Origin of the sequence: Pseudomonas sp. WS 5412 (assembly GCF_012985615.1) — a bacterium.
Taxonomy (GTDB): domain Bacteria; phylum Pseudomonadota; class Gammaproteobacteria; order Pseudomonadales; family Pseudomonadaceae; genus Aquipseudomonas; species Aquipseudomonas shahriarae.
On the sequence record NZ_JAARMB010000003.1, the window covers coordinates 274,931 to 294,265 of the forward strand.

The 19,335-nt window shown below is 59.5% G+C and carries 18 protein-coding genes; 17 read left to right on the plus strand and 1 reads right to left on the minus strand.

Translation table 11 applies throughout. The features are described 5' to 3' along the window. Nucleotides 1–19 precede the first annotated feature (19 nt). The 5 genes from HBR94_RS06305 to HBR94_RS06325 all read left to right on the plus strand — a co-directional run bounded on the left by HBR94_RS06305 (nucleotide 20) and on the right by HBR94_RS06325 (nucleotide 8,486). Nucleotides 20–3,691, plus strand: coding sequence for a glycosyltransferase (locus HBR94_RS06305; protein WP_262383366.1), 3,672 nt, complete (start codon nucleotides 20–22; stop codon nucleotides 3,689–3,691). Then, nucleotides 3,615–4,427: a hypothetical protein gene (locus HBR94_RS06310; RefSeq protein WP_169960510.1), complete on the plus strand. Its 813-nt coding sequence runs from the start codon at nucleotides 3,615–3,617 to the stop codon at nucleotides 4,425–4,427. The genes HBR94_RS06305 and HBR94_RS06310 overlap by 77 nt, the downstream gene beginning before the upstream one ends. A gap of 31 nt (nucleotides 4,428–4,458) precedes the next feature. Then, nucleotides 4,459–5,667, plus strand: a complete 1,209-nt coding sequence (locus HBR94_RS06315; RefSeq protein WP_346342837.1) for a glycosyltransferase family 4 protein — start codon at nucleotides 4,459–4,461, stop codon at nucleotides 5,665–5,667. Next, the gene (locus HBR94_RS06320) at nucleotides 5,664–6,836 is read left to right on the plus strand and encodes a glycosyltransferase family 4 protein (protein WP_170044391.1); all 1,173 of its coding nucleotides are present in this window, start codon (nucleotides 5,664–5,666) and stop codon (nucleotides 6,834–6,836) included. The genes HBR94_RS06315 and HBR94_RS06320 overlap by 4 nt, the downstream gene beginning before the upstream one ends. A gap of 84 nt (nucleotides 6,837–6,920) precedes the next feature. Continuing rightward, nucleotides 6,921–8,486 carry a PAS domain-containing methyl-accepting chemotaxis protein gene (locus tag HBR94_RS06325; protein ID WP_057960312.1) on the plus strand — a complete coding sequence of 522 codons (1,566 nt, stop codon included), beginning with the start codon at nucleotides 6,921–6,923 and terminating at the stop codon, nucleotides 8,484–8,486. Between the two features lie 103 nt (nucleotides 8,487–8,589). Here HBR94_RS06325 and HBR94_RS06330 read toward each other — a convergent pair whose 3' ends face one another. Continuing rightward, a complete protein-coding gene (locus tag HBR94_RS06330) occupies nucleotides 8,590–9,282 on the minus strand; it encodes an alpha/beta family hydrolase (protein WP_057439483.1) in 693 nt (230 codons plus the stop codon). Between the two features lie 79 nt (nucleotides 9,283–9,361). On the opposite strand from HBR94_RS06330, the gene ccoN (HBR94_RS06335) reads away from it, so the two are divergent. The 12 genes from ccoN (HBR94_RS06335) to HBR94_RS06390 all read left to right on the plus strand — a co-directional run bounded on the left by ccoN (HBR94_RS06335) (nucleotide 9,362) and on the right by HBR94_RS06390 (nucleotide 19,277). Continuing rightward, the gene (gene ccoN / locus HBR94_RS06335; RefSeq protein ID WP_029300057.1) at nucleotides 9,362–10,786 is read left to right on the plus strand and encodes a cytochrome-c oxidase, cbb3-type subunit I; all 1,425 of its coding nucleotides are present in this window, start codon (nucleotides 9,362–9,364) and stop codon (nucleotides 10,784–10,786) included. Nucleotides 10,787–10,796: 10 nt separating this feature from the next. Further along, nucleotides 10,797–11,405 carry a cytochrome-c oxidase, cbb3-type subunit II gene (gene ccoO / locus HBR94_RS06340; protein ID WP_029300055.1) on the plus strand — a complete coding sequence of 203 codons (609 nt, stop codon included), beginning with the start codon at nucleotides 10,797–10,799 and terminating at the stop codon, nucleotides 11,403–11,405. A gap of 3 nt (nucleotides 11,406–11,408) precedes the next feature. Beyond that, nucleotides 11,409–11,627: a cbb3-type cytochrome c oxidase subunit 3 gene (locus HBR94_RS06345; protein ID WP_057439484.1), complete on the plus strand. Its 219-nt coding sequence runs from the start codon at nucleotides 11,409–11,411 to the stop codon at nucleotides 11,625–11,627. Then, complete coding sequence (gene ccoP / locus HBR94_RS06350; protein ID WP_057439485.1) at nucleotides 11,624–12,547, plus strand: cytochrome-c oxidase, cbb3-type subunit III; 924 nt, start codon at nucleotides 11,624–11,626, stop codon at nucleotides 12,545–12,547. Before HBR94_RS06345 ends, ccoP (HBR94_RS06350) begins: the two co-directional genes overlap by 4 nt. Nucleotides 12,548–13,070: 523 nt before the next feature. After that, a complete protein-coding gene (gene ccoN, locus HBR94_RS06355) occupies nucleotides 13,071–14,513 on the plus strand; it encodes a cytochrome-c oxidase, cbb3-type subunit I (protein WP_057439486.1) in 1,443 nt (480 codons plus the stop codon). Continuing rightward, nucleotides 14,513–15,121: a cytochrome-c oxidase, cbb3-type subunit II gene (gene ccoO, locus HBR94_RS06360; protein ID WP_057439487.1), complete on the plus strand. Its 609-nt coding sequence runs from the start codon at nucleotides 14,513–14,515 to the stop codon at nucleotides 15,119–15,121. Before ccoN (HBR94_RS06355) ends, ccoO (HBR94_RS06360) begins: the two co-directional genes overlap by 1 nt. A 5-nt stretch (nucleotides 15,122–15,126) precedes the next feature. Further along, nucleotides 15,127–15,312 (plus strand): CcoQ/FixQ family Cbb3-type cytochrome c oxidase assembly chaperone, encoded by a 186-nt coding sequence (locus tag HBR94_RS06365; protein WP_003175465.1) that lies wholly within the window; start codon nucleotides 15,127–15,129, stop codon nucleotides 15,310–15,312. Beyond that, nucleotides 15,309–16,292, plus strand: a complete 984-nt coding sequence (ccoP, locus tag HBR94_RS06370; RefSeq protein WP_170044392.1) for a cytochrome-c oxidase, cbb3-type subunit III — start codon at nucleotides 15,309–15,311, stop codon at nucleotides 16,290–16,292. The genes HBR94_RS06365 and ccoP (HBR94_RS06370) overlap by 4 nt, the downstream gene beginning before the upstream one ends. A gap of 143 nt (nucleotides 16,293–16,435) precedes the next feature. Further along, entirely contained in the window at nucleotides 16,436–16,690 is a 255-nt protein-coding gene (locus tag HBR94_RS06375) for a type II toxin-antitoxin system Phd/YefM family antitoxin (protein ID WP_170044393.1), read from the plus strand. Next, nucleotides 16,690–17,100, plus strand: coding sequence for a type II toxin-antitoxin system VapC family toxin (locus tag HBR94_RS06380; RefSeq protein ID WP_057960316.1), 411 nt, complete (start codon nucleotides 16,690–16,692; stop codon nucleotides 17,098–17,100). Before HBR94_RS06375 ends, HBR94_RS06380 begins: the two co-directional genes overlap by 1 nt. Before the next feature lie 207 nt (nucleotides 17,101–17,307). Beyond that, nucleotides 17,308–18,723: a cytochrome c oxidase accessory protein CcoG gene (gene ccoG, locus HBR94_RS06385; protein ID WP_170044394.1), complete on the plus strand. Its 1,416-nt coding sequence runs from the start codon at nucleotides 17,308–17,310 to the stop codon at nucleotides 18,721–18,723. Between the two features lie 14 nt (nucleotides 18,724–18,737). After that, on the plus strand, nucleotides 18,738–19,277 hold the full coding sequence (locus HBR94_RS06390; RefSeq protein WP_057960318.1) for a FixH family protein: 540 nt from the start codon (nucleotides 18,738–18,740) through the stop codon (nucleotides 19,275–19,277). Nucleotides 19,278–19,335: the final 58 nt, after the last annotated feature.

Below are 19,335 nucleotides of genomic sequence, written 5' to 3' on the forward strand. Positions count from 1 at the left end.
CGAATCAAGGATGAATGCGATGGAACGCGCCTTACACAAGCAACTGCGCCAGGACCTTGAGGAGCAACGCGCGAACAGCGAACAATTGCAGGCGGCCCTCACCCGCGCTCTTGAGCAGATCGCCACGCTTGACGACAGCCTGAACAGTGCCAATGCCAAGCGCCACCTGGCAGAACAGCGGCTGATCAAGACTCGCGCCAGCCTCACCTATCAATTGGGCTACCAGTTGAAGACCGGCACCCGCTCGCTGGGCGCATTGCTGCGCCTGCCGGCGATCTTGTTCAGGCTGTACCGGCAAGCCCGCAGGAACCGCCCGATTTGCACCCCCACAAAGGTTGAGCATGTACGGCAGTCGCTGCCTGCCACCGCGCCGGTTATCGCGCCCCCCGCGCCCCGCCCGCTGGCAGAGGCCGAGCATGTCCACCGCCATCTGCTGCCAGGCGCCCAGGAGAATACCAAGCCATTAAGAATAGCCTGCGTGATGGACGCATTTACCTACGATGCCTACCGCCATGAATGCCAGTTGCTGCAACTGACCCCGACCCGCTACCTGGCGGAACTCGAAGCGTTCCAACCCGAATTGCTGTTTATCGAGTCGGCATGGCGCGGCCAGGATGACGTGTGGCGCAACAAGGTGGGGCACAATTGCGAAGAGCTGCGGGGCGTCGTGCAGTGGTGCAGGGAACACCACGTGCCTACGGTGTTCTGGAACAAGGAAGACCCCGTGCACTACGACACCTTCCTGAATACGGCCAAGCAATTCGACTTTGTATTCACCACCGATATCGACTGCATTCACCGCTATAAAGGCGCACTGGGACACGACCGCGTCTACCTGCTGCCCTTTGCCTGCCAGCCGGCGGTGCACAACCCGATTGAGCTGTATGAACGCAAGGACGGGTTCTGCTTTGCCGGTTCCTACTACGTCCGTTATCCCGATCGGATCCGCGACCTCGTCAACCTCATCAGTGAACTGTCACCTTTGCGCCCCTTGGAGATCTACGACCGCAACCTCGGCAAACAAGACTCCAACTATCAGTTCCCTGTGGAGTATCAACCTTACATCGTAGGGACCTTGAGAGCCGATCAAATGGCCCTGGCCTACAAAGGCTATCGCTACGGGATCAATCTCAACTCGGTCAAGCAATCCCAGTCGATGTTTGCGCGACGCGTCTTCGAGCTGCTGGGCTCCAACACCCTGACTGTCAGCAATTTCTCCCGCGGCCTGCGCGTGCTGTTGGGGGATCTGGTTATCGCCACCGACAACAGCTCACACATGCTCAACCAGCTCAAGACACTGGCGGACAACCCGCAATACAGCGCCAAACTGCGCCTGGCCGGCTTGCGCAAGGTGATGCAGGAACACACCTACGCTCATCGCTTGCGGTATGTCATGGCCAAAGTCACCGGCACGCCTCAAGACGATCCCTTGCCCACGATCTGCATCATCGCCAACGCGGTCAACAACGCCGAGCTGCTGGCACTGACCCGGCACCTGCAGCGCCAGCGCTACAGCAATATCCTCATGACGGTAGTGGTGCACTCGGGGGCAACCGCTACGGACCCACGCTTGCGCCTGATCAGCCGCAAGCAATTGAATGCCATTACCGTGGCTGAACTGGCCAACGGCGCAGCCTGGGTGGGCGGGATGCTCGCCGAGGACTATTACGGGCCCCACTACTTGCTCGACCTGGCCCTGGCCACGCGCTACAGCCAGACCAGCGTGATCGGCAAGGTGGCGCACTACGCAGCCGACGAGCATGGCATCCATCTACAGAACGCAGGGCAAGACTACCGTTGCAGCAGTGCCATCGCCGCCCGTTGCGCACTGATCAAACCCTCGTCGCTGGCCGGGCAAACTGCCTGCGCCTGGCTCCACGCCCTGCCCTCCCTCGAGTACCGAAACCCTCTGGCCCTGGCAACCGATGCCTTCAACTACTGCAAAAATGCGGCTGGCGCCAACCCACAGCACGTCAGCGCCGTGGTGGATGATGTTGAGGTGGCTAGCGGTATCACCCTCGACACACTGCAACGTCACGCAGAAACCATCCCCCCGCTGCAAGTGAGTGTCAGCACGCCGTACATCAGCGGCGAAGCCTTGGCAAAGCTGTTTGCCCCACTAGGCAGTAGGTTGCTGCAAGCCGAGGTCGACGCAGGTACCTGGCACATCAGTTCAACCCTCGCGGACGGTCGGCACGAATACCACTATGCCCGGCAGGAACTGCCCGTGGACCAACTGGCTAGCAGCGCTCCCCTGAAGCTGTTCCTCGATGCCACCCCAGGCCTGAATATTCAGTTGGTCATCCTGTTTCTAGATGCGCAGAAACAACGCATCAGCCATCAGCTGCACACGGCTAATTGCAACCTGAGCTGTGATGTCCCCCCCGAAACGGCCTGCGTGCGCCTGGGGATCCGCGCTTACGCAAGTGGCAGCACAACAATCAAGGCGCTGGTCCTGGGCCATCGCGATACGCAGCCATCGACCCTGCTCGGCAAAGCCGGGCACTTGCTGCTGAGCAACCATTACCCGGCCTATGACGACCTGTACCGGAACGGCTTTTTGCATACCCGTGTGAGCGCGTATCAAGCGCAAGGGCTAGCGGTGGATGTGTTCCGCCTGCGGCCAAATGAGCCGGTCAGTTACCAAGAGTTTGAAAACGTCGATGTCATCACCGGCTCCCAGGCAGCCCTGGCAAACATGCTCGGGTCGGGGTCATACCAATCGGTGCTGGTGCACTTCCTGGATCCGCAGATGTGGGAGGTGTTGCGCAAGCACGCCCTCCCCACAATTGTCTGGGTCCATGGCTCCGAAATCCAGCCATGGTGGCGGCGGGCTCACAACTACCTCAGCGCAGAACAACAGCAACTGGGCACACTTGAAAGCGAGCGGCGCTTGGGTTTCTGGCGCAACCTGTTGAACCCCATGCCGGCCCATTTGCAACTGGTGTTCGTCTCCCATCACTTTGCCGAGGAAGTCATGGAAGACCTGGGTTTTCGCTTACCCAAAAACCAGTACCGGATCATTCACAACCCGATTAATACCCAGTTGTTTTCCTATCAGGAAAAACCGCCTGAACAACGCAAGAAAATCCTCTCGATCCGCCCCTATGTATCGCGCACTTATGCCAATGACCTGAGTGTCAAGGCCATCCAGTTGCTGGCGCAAAAACCCTGGTTCAGTGAACTGCAATTTCGCCTGATCGGGGACGGGCCTTTATTTGAGGAAACATTGGCCCCCCTGCGCCAATACGCGAATGTGCGGATTGACAAGGGTTACTTGAAACAATCCGAAATCGCCGAACTACATAAAGACTATGGGGTGTTCCTGTGCCCCAGTCGCATGGACACCCAGGGTGTTTCTCGCGACGAGGCAATGGCCTCGGGCTTAGTGCCGATTACTAATCGAGTCGGCGCAATACCGGAGTTTGTCGATGATGAATGTGGTTTTCTCGCGGCCCCAGAGAGCTTCATCGAGCTGAGCGACGCCATTGAAACCCTGTTCCTGAACCCCCGCACGTTCCAGGAAAAGTCCCTGCGCGCCAGACAACGGGTGGTTATGCAAAGCGACACGCTGCAGATATCACAGGCTGAACTCAACCTCATACGAGACTCAAATGACCATCGAGAAAGCGTCGACATTACAGATCACCCTGCTATCGACTCTGGGCTGGTGCATGTCATTGGCTCGTAAATTCATGCGGGTTACTCCGACCGCCACCTTCACCGCCCATACCGCCCACTTCTGCGCGCAAGGCCTATTGATCGTGACCTTCCTGTTGCCGATCAAAATACTCATCCTGTTGGGCTCCGAGTCGATACCCGAGTATTTACCCCCGGCCCTCAAGTCATTCAGCAAGCCCTGGCTGATTATCGGCCTTAGTTTATTGACCGCTCTGTTTTATGGCTTGTACTTACTGTCCGAGCTGATTGCGTCGCGCTATTCCAGAACAGGCGCCTACCAACTGATGAAGCACAACCAAAAGTCCCACAGCTTGAGTCATCAGCGACCGTTGGCGGTACTGGCGTTTTCCAGGTTCACCCGAGGTTTGTCAGCGGCCAGCTTCGTGACAATTACCCTCAGCGCACTCCTTTACATCTACCCCGCGTTACTGACCATTGCCCTTACTTACATTGCGGTCGTCACGACACTGATCATCGTTTTATACAACCGCAAAGACCGCATCCGTTCAATTGTGCAGCGCCACCATCATGCGCTGCTCAATGCCCTGTCCTCCCTGGGTTTCCTGGGAACATTTGCCTTTATGGTCATGGACTTTCTTTACATGACCCCTACCCCCATCTATATCGCCCTTATCTCGTTGATTCTGGTCCGGCAAAGTCTCGCCCGGCTCAAGTCGATGATTGAGGACGCTATTTATCTGAAAAACCATCAGCAGAAAATCAATGCCCTGTTCTTCGCCCATTGATTCTCAACTAGCCGAACAGGAGAGGGTTCCCGTGACTCGTATTGCCATGCTCGTATGGAACGAATTCCGCAATGACGCCCGGGTATTGAAACAAGCCCAGACCCTTCAGTCGGCTGGTTATCTAGTCACGGTATTCGCGCTGCATACTCCCGGCGTGACCCGTAGTAAGGAAACCCTCATGGATGGCACCCGGGTAGTTCGAGTCGCACGACGTCCGTTATGGCGATGGCGCCGTGTCAAAGCGCAACAATCGCCGAGCGCGTCGGCTGCTGGCAACCCAATGACCGTCCTGCGCGTAGTTGCCCGGCTGTGGATCCATATCGGCCTGATAGCGCGCATTGCCGGGCACCGCGCCACGGTGATCCATGCCCATGACGTCAATACCCTGCCCAGCGCCTGGCTCGCCGCCCGGCTCAGTGGCGCCAAGCTGGTGTACGACGCCCATGAGCTCAGCACCAGCCGCGAAGGTTACGGGCGCTACCGCAAGTGGGTAGCGCTGATCGAGCGCACGCTGATGCCCAGGACTGACGGCAACATCACCACCACCGAGACGCGGGCGAAGTTCTTTGCCCGGGCATACGCGATTGCCCGCCCGCAGGTGCTGCAGAATCGCCCCCGGTTCAGCAACAGCCCGCCGACGCAACGGATCCGCAACGAACTGGGGCTGTTGCAGCCCTGGCCGATCATCGTTTATCAGGGAGGATTGCAGCAGGGACGCGGGCTGGAACGGCTGTTGCGGGTAGCGGCAAGGGTACCGGATGCCTATTTCGTGCTGATCGGCGGCGGCAAGCTCTGCGTGCCGTTAATGACGTTATGCAATGAACTGGGCCTGGCCGAACGGGTGCATTTTATCCCGGTGGTGCCCCTGGCGGATTTGCCCAGCTACACCGCGTCGGCCGACATTGGTGTGCAACCCATCGAAAACACCTGCCTGAACCACTTCACCACCGACTCCAACAAATTGTTCGAGTACGTGATCGCCGGGCTGCCGGTGATCGCCACGGACTTCCCGGAAATTCGCCGGATTGTCAGAGCCCATGACATCGGGCTGCTGGTACCGGCGGGTGACGACGTGCAACTGCAAACAGCCCTCACCCGCCTGCTGGGTGATCCCGCGTTACGCCGCAGGTATGCCGGCAATACCCTGATTGCCGCCAGATATTTGAACTGGGAACAGCAAGAAGCCGAACTGGTGGGGCTGTACCACCGGTTGGCAGGCAAGGACCAGGGCCATCCATGACCATACGAATTCTGCTACTGAGCTTCTATTACCCGCCTGACCTGGCGGCATTCCGAGTCGAAGCGATGGTCGAGGCCCTGCTGGCGCACCCGGGCGACGAGGTGCAGATCGACTTGCTCACCACTCATCCCAACCGCTATGCCACCTCTTGCACGGTAGACAGCGATGCCCAACAGCGGCCAGGGCTTTGTATTACGCGCATAGCCCTGCCCAAGCACCCCAGGAACTTCCGCGATCAGGCCTGGGGGTTTGTTGCCTATGCCCATGGGGTGCGCAAAGCGATAAAGGGCAAAGAGTACGACTTGATCCTCGCCTCCTCCTCGCGGCTGATGACCGCCGCCCTGGCGGCGTCTATCGCCAGCGCACGCAAGACGCCGCTCTATCTGGATATCCGCGATATTTTCGTCGATGTATTGCCCGACCTGTTCCCCGGCGTTATGGGCAAGTGCCTGGCCCGGCTGTTTTGCGTGGTCGAACAGCTTACGATAAACCAGGCATCGCGGATCAACCTGGTGTCACCGGGATTTCTCAGTTACTTCGTCGAGCGCTACCCGCATAAGACGTTTTCCACCTTCACCAATGGCATTGACGCCCTCTTCTGCCAGCCAGCACTCCAACAGGACACCCCCTGCGCACCTGCCGATCGCCTGAAAATTGTCTATGCCGGCAATATCGGCGCAGGCCAGGGCCTGGAAAAAATCATCCCGCAGTTGGCTGAACGCTTGGCTGACAGGGCGCGCTTCTTCGTGATCGGCCATGGCGGCACGCTACAAAAGTTGCGGGATGAACTGCAAAGCCGGCAGATCACGAATGTCGAACTGATTGCACCGACACCCCGCGCCCAGCTCATCACTCACTATGACCAGGCTGATGTGCTTTTTTTGCACCTCAATACATTCAAGGCGTTCCTCAAGGTCATTCCTTCCAAGTTGTTCGAATACGCCGCCACCGGCAAGCCGATCCTGGCAGGCCTGGAAGGCTACTCAAAACACTTCGCCACTACCCATATCGCCAACGCTTCGGTGTTTGCCCCGGCAGATGTGGAGTCCGCCATCGCCGCACTGGCTCGACTCAAGCTCGAGCCCACCGACCGCTCGGCATTCGTTCGCGATTACGCACGGACCACCATCCACCAGCGCATGGCGATGGACATCCTGGGCACCCGATAGAAACCCGCTGATTATTGCAAAAATAAGTTAAATAAAAGCCCGCCGGGGCCGACAACCTGTCAAAGCCTTGCGGATTGATCAATCATGCGTAATAACCAACCCGTTACCCAGCGCGAACGCACCTTCCCCGCTCAACAACGGTTGATCTCCACGACCGATGCCAAAGGCGTGATCACTTACTGCAACGATGCGTTTGTCGAGATCAGTGGGTTTTCCCGGGATGAACTGATGCGCGCCCCGCACAACCTGGTTCGCCACCCGGATGTGCCGGCGGCCGTGTTCGCGCATATGTGGACGACGCTCAAACAAGGCTTGCCATGGATGGGCATCGTTAAGAACCGCTGCAAGACCGGCGATCACTACTGGGTCAACGCCTACGTGACCCCGGTGTTCGACGGCGAACAGGTGATCGGCTACGAATCGGTGCGGGTCAAGCCGACCGCCGAGCAGATCCGCCGTGCCGAAGCGCTGTACCAACGAATCAACCAGGGCAAGTCGGCCATCCCGCGCAGCGATAAATGGTTGCCGGTACTGCAGGACTGGCTGCCGTTTATCCTGGTCAGCCAATTGAGCTTCCTGATCGGCGTCTGGTTCGACTCCCACTGGGGTTTTGCCCTGGCCGCCGCCTTGTCGGTGCCCCTGGGCCTGCTCGGCCTGAGCTGGCAGCAGCGCGGCCTCAAGCGCCTGCTGCGCCTGGCCGAACAGACCACCTCCGACCCGCTGATTGCTCAGATGTACACCGACAGCCGTGGCGCGCAGGCGCGACTGGAGATGTCGATCCTCAGCCAGGAAGCCCGCCTGAAGACCTGCCTGACCCGTTTGCAGGACACCGCCGAACACCTCAACGACCAAGCGCGCCAGTCCAACACCCTGGCCCACAACAGCTCAACCGGCCTGGAACGCCAGCGCGTCGAGACCGAGCAGGTGGCCACCGCCGTCAATCAGATGGCTGCTACCACCCAGGAAGTCGCCAGCCATGTACAGCGCACGGCCGATGCGACCCAGGAAGCCAATCGCCTGACCAGCCGTGGCCGGGACATTGCCGGGGAAACCCGCGAAGCCATCCAGCGCCTGTCGGTGGTGGTTGGAGAGACCGGGACAACCGTGACCCAACTGGCCAAGGACAGCGACGAAATCGGCGGCGTGGTGGATGTGATCAAAGGCATTGCCGACCAGACCAACCTGCTGGCCCTCAACGCCGCCATCGAAGCGGCGCGTGCCGGTGAGATGGGCCGTGGGTTTGCGGTGGTGGCCGATGAAGTGCGGCAGCTGGCGCAACGCACCAGCGAATCCACCGGGCAGATCCATGCCCTGATCGCCAAGCTGCAACAGACCGCCAGCACCGCCGTGCAGACCATGGATGCCGGGCATCGCCAGGCTGAAGAAGGCGTGGCACGGGTGATGGAGGCTGATGCGGCGCTGGTGGGGATCAGTGAGGCGGTGGCGCATATTACCGACATGACCACCCAGATCGCCGCCGCGACCGAGGAGCAAAGCTCGGTGGCCGAAGAGATCAGCCGCAATATCAGCACCATTGCGCTGTTGGCGGACCAGACTTCGGAGCAGGCGTTGAACTCGGCGCAGTTGAGTGAAGAGCTGACGCATACGGCGAATACGCAGTATTCGCTGGTGGAGCGGTTTAACCGCTAGGGATTGACTGCCTGATCTAGCCCTATCGCGAGCAAGCTCGCTCCCACACTTTGATTTGTGAATCCATTCAAAATGTGGGAGCGAGCTTGCTCGCGATGAGGCCCTAACAGGCGCCGAGAAACCCTGCCACCTTCCCCGCCGCAGCCTCCAAATGCTGCGCATGACTAAACCCCGAAGCCTTCAACGGCTTCAAATCATGATCCCCCGCCACCAGCCACATCACCTCGATGCTCGGCGACAGCACATACCCCTCCACCGCCGCCCGATTGCCCAGCGCATCGCGTTCGCCCTGCACAATCAAGGTCGGGGTCTTCAGCCCGGCCAGATGCTCGACCCGTGGCTTCTCTGGCTTGCCCACCGCGTAGAACGGATACCCCAGACACACCAGTGCATCAGCCGCCAATTCATCGGCCAATAAACTGGCCATCCGCCCGCCCATGGACTTGCCGCCAATAGCCAAAGGCCCAGCGACATGACGTCGCACCTGGGCATATACCTCGCGCCAGCATTCCAGCAGCTTTGGAGCCGGATTCGGTGGGCGCCTGCCCCCGTCCACGCGGCGCTGGGCCATGTAGGGAAACTCGAAGCGCAATACGTTCACGCCATGCCCGGCAAGGCGTGCAGCCATGTCGTCCATAAAGCCGGAGTCCATCGGCGCGCCAGCACCGTGGGCCAGGATCAGCGTGGGTGATGGGCCAGCGCCCTCGCGCGTGGCTGCATTCCACAACCAACCGTATTCACCCACACACTGCGCCCATTGATCCCCGTCAATACTGGCCTTGTGCTCTTTGCCCATGCTTGCCTCGCTTTTTAGTCTGCCTATAACTCCAGCCCAAGTGCTGCATCTGCTTGGGTTGAACCGTGGATGGGGAACCATGAACACTACTTTAAGTACCGCCTATAACTACAAGGTGGTCCGCCAATTCGCCATTATGACGGTGGTGTGGGGCATCGTCGGCATGGGGCTCGGGGTTTTTCTCGCCGCCCAGTTGGTATGGCCCGAACTCAACTTCAACCTGCCTTGGACCAGTTTCGGTCGATTGCGCCCACTGCACACCAACGCGGTGATTTTCGCGTTTGGTGGCTGCGCGCTGTTTGCCAGCTCCTTCTACGCGGTGCAACGCACCTGCCAGACCCAGCTGTTCGCGCCGAAAGTCGCCGCGTTCTGCTTCTGGGGCTGGCAATTGGTGATCCTGCTGGCGGCAATCAGCTTGCCACTGGGCTATACCAGTTCCAAGGAATACGCCGAGCTGGAATGGCCGATCGACATCCTGATCACCATTGTCTGGGTCGCCTATGCCATCGTGTTCTTCGGCACCGTGGCCAAGCGCAACACCAAGCACATCTACGTCGGTAACTGGTTCTTCGGTGCGTTCATCATCACCGTAGCGATCCTGCATATCGTCAACAACCTGGAAATCCCGGTCAGCCTGACCAAGTCCTACTCGCTGTACGGCGGTGCGACGGATGCCATGGTGCAGTGGTGGTACGGCCATAACGCCGTAGGTTTCTTCCTCACCGCAGGCTTCCTGGGGATGATGTACTACTTCGTGCCGAAACAGGCCGAGCGTCCGGTTTACTCCTATCGCTTGTCCATCGTGCACTTCTGGGCACTGATCACCCTGTACATCTGGGCCGGTCCTCACCACTTGCACTACACCGCGCTGCCGGACTGGGCACAGTCCCTGGGCATGGTGATGTCGCTGGTTCTGCTGGCGCCAAGCTGGGGCGGCATGATCAACGGCATGATGACCCTCTCGGGCGCCTGGCATAAGCTGCGCAGCGACCCGATCCTGCGCTTCCTCGTTGTATCGCTGGCGTTCTACGGCATGTCGACCTTTGAAGGTCCGATGATGGCGATCAAGACGGTCAACGCCCTGTCCCACTACACCGACTGGACCATCGGCCACGTACACGCCGGCGCTCTGGGTTGGGTGGCGATGATTTCCATCGGCGCGCTGTACCACATGATCCCGAAAGTCTTCGGTCGCGAGCAGATGTATAGCCTCGGCCTGATCAACGCGCACTTCTGGCTGGCCACTATCGGCACCGTGCTCTACATCGCTTCGATGTGGGTCAACGGCATTGCCCAGGGCCTGATGTGGCGTGCAGTCAACGAAGACGGCACCTTGACCTACTCCTTCGTCGAAACCCTGGTGGCCAGCCACCCAGGCTTCATCGTGCGTTTGGTGGGTGGTGCGATCTTCCTCAGCGGCATGTTCCTGATGGCTTACAACACTTGGCGCACCGTGCGTTCGGCACAACCTGCCGAAGTAGCCGCTGCGGCGCAGATGGCCTGAGGAGTCGATGATGAAACACGAAACGATTGAAAAGAACGTCGGCCTGCTGATGCTGCTGATGGTGCTTGCCGTGAGTATCGGTGGCCTGACGCAGATCGTCCCGCTGTTCTTCCAGGACGTCACCAACAAGCCGGTCGAAGGCATGAAGCCCTACACCGCGCTGCAACTGGAAGGCCGTGACATCTACATCCGCGAAGGCTGCGTACAGTGCCACTCGCAAATGATCCGGCCGTTCCGCGCCGAGACCGAACGCTACGGCCACTACTCGGTCGCCGGCGAAAGCGTGTGGGACCACCCGTTCCTGTGGGGCTCCAAGCGTACCGGTCCGGACCTGGCCCGGGTAGGTGCACGCTACTCCGACGACTGGCACCGCGCGCACTTGTACAACCCGCGCAACGTCGTGCCTGAGTCGAAGATGCCGGCCTATCCATGGCTGGTCACCGCCCAGGTCGACAGCAGCCACACCGAAACCAAGCTCAAGGTCATGCGCACCCTCGGCGTGCCGTACACCGACGCGGACATCACCGCCGCCGTGGACAGCCTCAAGGGCAAGACCGAAATGGACGCTCTGGTCTCCTACCTGCAAGTGCTCGGCACTGCAATCAAGAGCAAGAGGTGAACCATGGGTTTTGAACTGGATACCGGAATGATCCGCGGCCTCGGCACGCTGGTGGTGGCAATTGCCTTCATCGGCCTGTCGCTGTGGGTGTTCAACTCCAAGCGCAACCCGGAGTTCGCCGAGGCCTGCCTGCTGCCATTTGCCGATGAGCCTAAGCCTGACGCCACCGGCACCCCATCCGACGCTCAAGAAGAGCCTGTAACAAGGAGCATTCGGCCATGACTACCTTTTGGAGTACATGGATCTGTGTACTGACCCTCGGCAGCCTGATCGGCCTGACCTGGCTGTTGTTCGGCACCCGCAAGGGCGAGACCAAGGGCAGCGTCGACCAGACCATGGGCCACGCCTTCGACGGGATTGAGGAGTACGACAACCCTCTGCCCCAATGGTGGTTCCTGTTGTTCGCCGGCACCCTGGTATTTGCCGTCGGCTACCTGATCCTCTATCCGGGCCTGGGCAACTGGAAAGGCGTCTTGCCGGGCTATGAAGACGGCTGGACCCAGACCAAGGAATGGGACAAGGAAATGGCCAAGGCCGACGCCAAGTTCGGGCCGATCTTCGCCAAATTCGCAGCCATGCCCGTGGAAGAGGTCGCCAAAGACCCACAAGCGCTGAAAATGGGCGGTCGCCTGTTTGCCTCCAACTGCGCGGTGTGCCACGGTTCCGATGCCAAGGGCGCCTACGGCTTCCCGAACCTGGCGGACGACAACTGGCGCTGGGGTGGTTCGGCGGATGCAATCAAGCTGACCATCATGAACGGTCGCCACGCTGCAATGCCGGCCTGGGGTGAAGTGCTGGGCGAAGACGGTGTGAAAAACGTCGCTGCCTATGTACGCCACGACCTGGCCAAGTTGCCACTGCCGGCTGACAGCAAGGTTGACCTGGCCGCCGGCCAGCAAGCGTTCAGCACCACTTGCGTGGCCTGCCACGGCCCAGAGGGCCACGGCGTAGAAGCCATGGGCGCGCCGAACCTGACGCAACCTGCCGGCTTCATCTACGGCACCAGCCTGGCGCAGTTGCAACAGACCATCCGTCACGGTCGCCAAGGCCAGATGCCGGCACAGGAAGCACTGCAAGGCAACGACAAGGTCCACCTGCTGGCGGCCTACGTCTACAGCCTGTCGCAGAAAGAGCAGAAGTAAGCTGCACGCTACAAGCTGCAAGAGAAGAGCTCTCAACTCGGCTCTTGCAGCCCTCCCCCTCTCCCGCTCCAGACTTGCCACTCACCGCTGCCCCCTGCGCCCCATTGTCGCACCCTTCTAAAGCACACCTTTCCCCTCCCGCCATTCGGGTCTACGCTTGTTCCGACAGTAGACCGGTGTTGAGCGGTCGCAGACCGACTTGCACGCGATGAGTCTGACATTCAAGCAAGGTGACAGGCGCAAAGGCTGACAGTTACCGGCTGTCACGCCATTGACCATTCGTCACTGCGTCAGCTTGTTTGCTCAGACCTGCGCGCAAGTGCCTGCACCCCTGCAAAATTCCTGTCCGACCCGTCAGCTTTTCATTTTTGATTTTGTCCTTACGCCAAACATGGAAAGGGCGCAGAATCTGGTTTGTAAAGCATTGACGCAGGTCAGCGTTACGTTGCAATGGCACCCCGCTTTCTCCATACTTGCGACCGATTTTTATCCTAATAAAACACCTAAACCGTGGAACCTTAGAATGAGCACAGCAATCAGTCCGACTGCTTATAACTATAAGGTAGTCCGCCAGTTCGCCATCATGACGGTGGTCTGGGGGATCCTTGGCATGGGGCTCGGTGTCTTCATCGCCTCGCAACTGGTCTGGCCGGAGTTGAACTTCGACCTGCCATGGACGACGTTTGGACGCCTACGCCCGCTGCACACCAACCTGGTGATCTTCGCCTTCGGCGGATGTGCACTGTTTGCCACTTCCTACTATGTCGTGCAGCGAACCTGCCAGACGCGACTGATTTCCGACGGTCTCGCCGCCTTCACCTTCTGGGGCTGGCAAGCGGTTATCGTGGGCGCCATCATCACCCTGCCAATGGGCTTCACCACCACCAAGGAATACGCGGAATTGGAATGGCCCCTTGCCATCCTTCTGGCGATCGTCTGGGTGACCTATGGCATCGTGTTCTTTGGCACCATCGTCAAGCGCAAGACCAAGCACATCTACGTTGGCAACTGGTTCTACGGCGCATTCATCGTCGTGACGGCGATGCTGCACATCGTCAACCACGCCTCGTTGCCGGTGAGTTTCTTCAAGTCCTACTCGGCCTACGCCGGTGCGACCGATGCGATGATCCAGTGGTGGTACGGCCACAACGCCGTAGGGTTCTTCCTGACCACGGGCTTTCTGGGGATGATGTACTACTTCGTGCCGAAACAGGCCGAGCGTCCGATCTACTCCTATCGCCTGTCCATCGTGCACTTCTGGGCACTGATCACCCTGTATATCTGGGCCGGTCCGCACCACCTGCACTACACCGCACTGCCAGATTGGGCACAGTCCCTGGGCATGGCCATGTCGATCATCCTGCTGGCTCCGAGCTGGGGCGGCATGATCAACGGCATGATGACCCTGTCGGGCGCCTGGCATAAGCTGCGCACCGACCCGATCCTGCGCTTTCTGGTGGTGTCGCTGGCGTTCTACGGCATGTCGACCTTCGAAGGCCCGATGATGGCCATCAAGACCGTCAACTCGCTGTCCCACTACACCGACTGGACCATCGGCCACGTACACGCCGGCGCTCTCGGCTGGGTAGCGATGATTTCCATCGGCGCGCTGTACCACATGATTCCCAAGCTGTATGGCCGGGCGCAGATGCACAGCACCAGCCTGATCAACACCCACTTCTGGCTGGCCACTATCGGCACCGTGCTCTACATCGCCTCGATGTGGGTCAACGGCATCACCCAGGGCCTGATGTGGCGTGCGATCAACGACGACGGCACCCTCACCTATTCCTTCGTCGAAGCGCTGCAAGCCAGCCATCCTGGTTTCATCGTCCGCGCCCTCGGTGGTGCGTTCTTTGCCAGCGGCATGCTGTTCATGGCCTACAACGTATGGCGCACCGTGCGTGCTTCCAACCCTGTAGAGGCTGAAGCCGCCACCAAGATCGCCGTCGTGGGAGCTCACTGATGAAGCACGAAGTAGTCGAGAAGAATATCGGCCTGCTGGCCTTCTTCATGGTCATCGCCGTGAGTATCGGCGGCCTGACCCAGATCGTTCCGCTGTTTTTCCAGGACGTGACCAACAAGCCGGTCGAAGGCATGAAGCCGCGTACCGCCCTTGAACTGGAAGGCCGCGATATCTACATCGCCAACGGCTGCGTCGGCTGCCACTCGCAGATGATCCGCCCGTTCCGTGCCGAAACCGAACGCTACGGCCACTACTCGGTCGCCGGTGAAAGCGTATGGGACCACCCGTTCCTGTGGGGTTCCAAGCGTACCGGTCCGGACCTGGCCCGTGTTGGCGGTCGTTACTCCGATGACTGGCAGCGTGCGCACTTGTACAACCCGCGCAACGTAGTGCCCGAGTCGAAAATGCCGGCGTACCCGTTCCTCGTGGAAAACAAGCTCGACGGCAAAGACACCGCCAAGAAAATGGAAGTCTTGCGCACCCTCGGCGTGCCTTACACCGACGAAGACATCGCCGGTGCCGAGGCAGCCGTCAAGGGCAAGACCGAAATGGACGCGCTGGTGGCCTACCTGCAAGGCCTGGGCACCATCATCAAAAGCAAACGGTGATCTGAATGGATATCGGGATGATTCGAGGCCTGGGCACCGTTGTCGTGATGGTGGCCTTTATCGGCCTGGCGTTGTGGGTATTCAGCCCCAAGCGCAAGTCAGAGTTTGAAGACGCGACCTTGCTGCCTTTTGCGGATGATCCCGAAGCCATCAAGCACGTCGAGCAAGCTTCTAGGAGTAACAAAGAATGACTACGTTCTGGAGTCTGTACGTCACAGTCCTCAGTCTGGGTACCATTTTTGCCCTGACCTGGCTGCTGCTGTCGACCCGCAAGGGCCAGCGCGCCGAGCAAACGGACGAGACAGTTGGCCACTCGTTCGATGGCATCGAGGAATACGACAACCCACTGCCAAAGTGGTGGTTCATGCTGTTCGTCGGCACCATCGTGTTTGCCCTGGGTTACCTGGTGCTATACCCGGGCCTGGGCAACTGGAAAGGCCTGCTGCCGGGCTATGCCTACCTGGATAACGACAAGCAAACCCCATTCGCCAACGGCCAGAGCGGCTGGACCGGCGTGCACGAGTGGGAAAAGGAAATGGCACGCTCGGACGCCAAGTTTGGGCCGATCTTCGCCAAATTTGCAGCCATGCCCATTGAGGAAGTAGCCAAGGACCCGCAAGCCCTGAAGATGGGTGGCCGCCTGTTCGCCTCCAACTGCTCGGTCTGCCACGGCTCCGACGCCAAGGGCGCCTACGGCTTTCCCAACCTGACCGACGCCGACTGGCGCTGGGGCGGCGAGCCGGAGACCATCAAGGCCACCATCATGGCCGGTCGCCATGCGGTGATGCCGGGCTGGTCTGAAGTCATCGGCGAACAAGGCGTGGCCGACGTGGCCGGCTTTGTGCTGACCAACCTCGATGGCCGCAAGCTGCCGGAAGGCGCCAAGGCCGACGTGGCTAACGGCGAGAAACTCTTCGCCGCCAACTGCGTGGCCTGCCACGGCCCGGCCGGTAAAGGTACGCCAGCGATGGGCGCACCTGACCTGACCCACCCGGGCGCGTTCATCTACGGTTCCAGCTTCGCCCAACTGCAGCAGACCATCCGTTACGGCCGCCAGGGCCAGATGCCTGCGCAGGAGCAACTGCAAGGTAACGACAAGGTGCACTTGCTGGCGGCGTATGTTTACAGCCTGTCGCACAAAGAGCAGCAAGAGCAGCAAGAACAGAAGTAAGCTGCAAGCCGCAAGAGAAAGCCCCGTATAGCGCATGCTGACGGGGCTTTTTTTGTTTCCAGTGAAGCGCATCGACTGCTTGTAGCTTGCAACTGCGCCGTAGTAACGTAACTACATTCCCCCATCCCGCTGGGAGGCGCCCCATGACTATCACGACAATCTCCAGCCGCAAATTCAACCAAGACACAAGCGGTGCCAAAAAAGCCGCGCGCCAAGGACCGGTTTTTATTACCGACCGAGGCAAGCCTGCTCATGTGCTGCTAAGTATTGAGGACTACCAAAAATTGACAGGCATCAACGCCGATATTGTTGACCTGTTGGTGATGCCCGAAGCGGCGGATATCGAGTTTGAAACCGAACGTGCCGTCATTATCCATCGACCCGTGGACCTCTCTTGATGTATCTGCTCGATACCAATGTCATTTCCGAGTTACGCAAACCCCAAGCCGACAAAAATGTGGTGGCGTGGGCCAAAACCGTCGCTGCGCCACGCCTGTATATTTCGGCGATTACCTTGAAGGAACTGGAGACTGGGGTGCTGCGAATGGAACGCCGTGACCCCGCGCAGGGCAAGGTCTTGCGCACCTGGCTCAAACGCCATGTCATGCCGGCCTTCGATGCCAGGATCCTGCCAATTGACGCTGCCGTGGCCTTGCGCTGCGCCAGCCTGCATGTGCCAGATCGCGCTAACGAAGGTGATGCGCTGATCGCCGCAACCGCTCTGGTTCATGGCCTGACCGTGGTCACCCGCAATGTCGCCGACTTCCAAAGCAGCGGCGTGAAACTGATCAACCCGTGGGACGAATGACCTTCGAGCCCTGAAAAACCGTCCATACTCCTCCTGTCAATTGATTCAAGTCACGTACACCATCAATTGATTTCCCCCAACGCGACCAAAGGTCGCACCCGTTCACCCGTACTACAGGCGTATCATTGCGCCACTGCTAGACCCCTATTTTGACCCCGGTTGGCACGTACTGGCCGAGGCAAATCTCCACTGCCGTGGGATGCAATGATGAGCGATCAGATTCCGGTACACGACGTTACCCCGCCTGCCAAAAAAACCAGCAACACTGTCGATCTCTACGCCTCGCGGGAGAAAATCTACACTCGAGCCTTCACCGGGATGTTCCGCAATCTGCGGATGCTCGGCGGTGCTGGCCTGTTCCTGCTGTACTTCGGTACGGTATGGCTGAACTGGGGCGGACACCAGGCCGTCTGGTGGAACCTGCCAGAGCGCAAATTCTTCATTTTCGGTGCGACATTCTGGCCCCAGGACTTCATCCTGCTGTCGGGCATCCTGATAATCTCGGCGTTCGGCCTGTTCTTTATCACCGTGTACGCTGGGCGTATCTGGTGCGGCTACACCTGCCCGCAAAGCGTGTGGACCTGGATCTACATGTGGTGCGAAAAGGTCACCGAAGGCGATCGCAACCAGCGGATCAAGCTGGACAAGGCGCCGATGAGCGCCAACAAGCTCCTGCGTAAACTCAGCAAGCACACGCTGTGGCTGCTGATCGGTTTTGTCACCGGCATGACCTTTGTCGGCTACTTCTCGCCGATTCGCGAACTGGTCTTCGAGTTCTTCACCGGCCAGGCCGATGGCTGGTCGTACTTCTGGGTTGGCTTCTTCACCCTTGCCACTTACGGCAACGCCGGCTGGCTGCGTGAGCAAGTGTGCATCTACATGTGTCCGTATGCGCGCTTCCAGAGCGTGATGTTCGACAAAGACACCCTGATCGTTTCCTACGATCCGCGTCGCGGCGAAGTACGTGGCCCACGCAAGAAAGGCGTGGACTACAAGGCCCTGGGCCTGGGGGATTGCATCGACTGCACCATGTGCGTACAGGTCTGCCCCACCGGGATCGACATCCGTGACGGCCTGCAGATTGAGTGCATTGGCTGCGCGGCCTGTATCGACGCTTGCGACACGATCATGGACAAGATGGACTACCCTCGTGGGTTGATCAGCTACACCACCGAACATAACCTGTCGGGGCAAAAGACCCACAAGTTGCGTCCGCGCCTGATCGGCTATGCGCTGGTGCTGCTGGCGATGATCACCCTGCTGGCCACGGCGTTCTTCATGCGTTCGCTGGTGGGTTTCGACGTCAGCAAGGACCGCGTGCTGTACCGCGAAAACGCCGAAGGGCGGATCGAGAACGTCTACAGCCTGAAAATCATGAACAAGGACCAGCGCGATCACACCTACGTGCTGGACGCCAGCGGCCTGCCGGACCTCAAGCTACAAGGCAAGCGCGAAATCAAGGTCCCCGCCGGGGAAATCTTCACCATGCCGGTGGAGCTGTCGAGCGCGCCGGAACAAATGCCATCGAGCACCAACGAGGTGAAATTCATCCTCAAGGATGCTGACGATGAAAGCGTCCACGTTGAAGCCAAGAGCCGATTCATCGGCCCACAAATTCGTTAAAAGAGAGCAGAACAATGCCCGTAGCAACTGCCGCAAGCCCCTGGTACAAGCACCTCTGGCCCTGGATCATCATTGCCATCCTGGCCTGCTCGGTGACGTTGACCTTGTCCATGGTGACCATCGCGGTGAACAACCCGGACAACCTGGTCAACGACAACTACTACGAGGCCGGCAAAGGCATCAACCGCTCCCTGGACCGCGAATTGCTGGCCCAGACCCTGCAAATGCGCGCCACCCTGCACCTGGATGAACTGACCGGGGAAGTGGAGCTGTTTCTCACGGGCAACAGCGGGCCGACCACTCTGGAACTGAACCTGATTTCGCCGACCCAGCCGGAGAAAGACCGCAAGGTCGTGCTCACCCGCAGCCAGAGCGAGCCGGGGCGTTATATCGGCCAGGTGACTGACAAGGTCGAAGGCCGCCGCTTCGTCGAACTGCTGGGGGTCGAAGGCGACCGTACCTGGCGTATGTTTGAAGAGGAAGAAGTCAGCCATGGCACCGACTTGAAGTTGGGTGACGAGCCGTTGCAGGGTGCTGAAGACCTGAAGAACTGAAAGCCTGCTCTTCGCGCATCGCGGACAAGCCTGCTCCTACAGATAGAGCGGGCTTGCC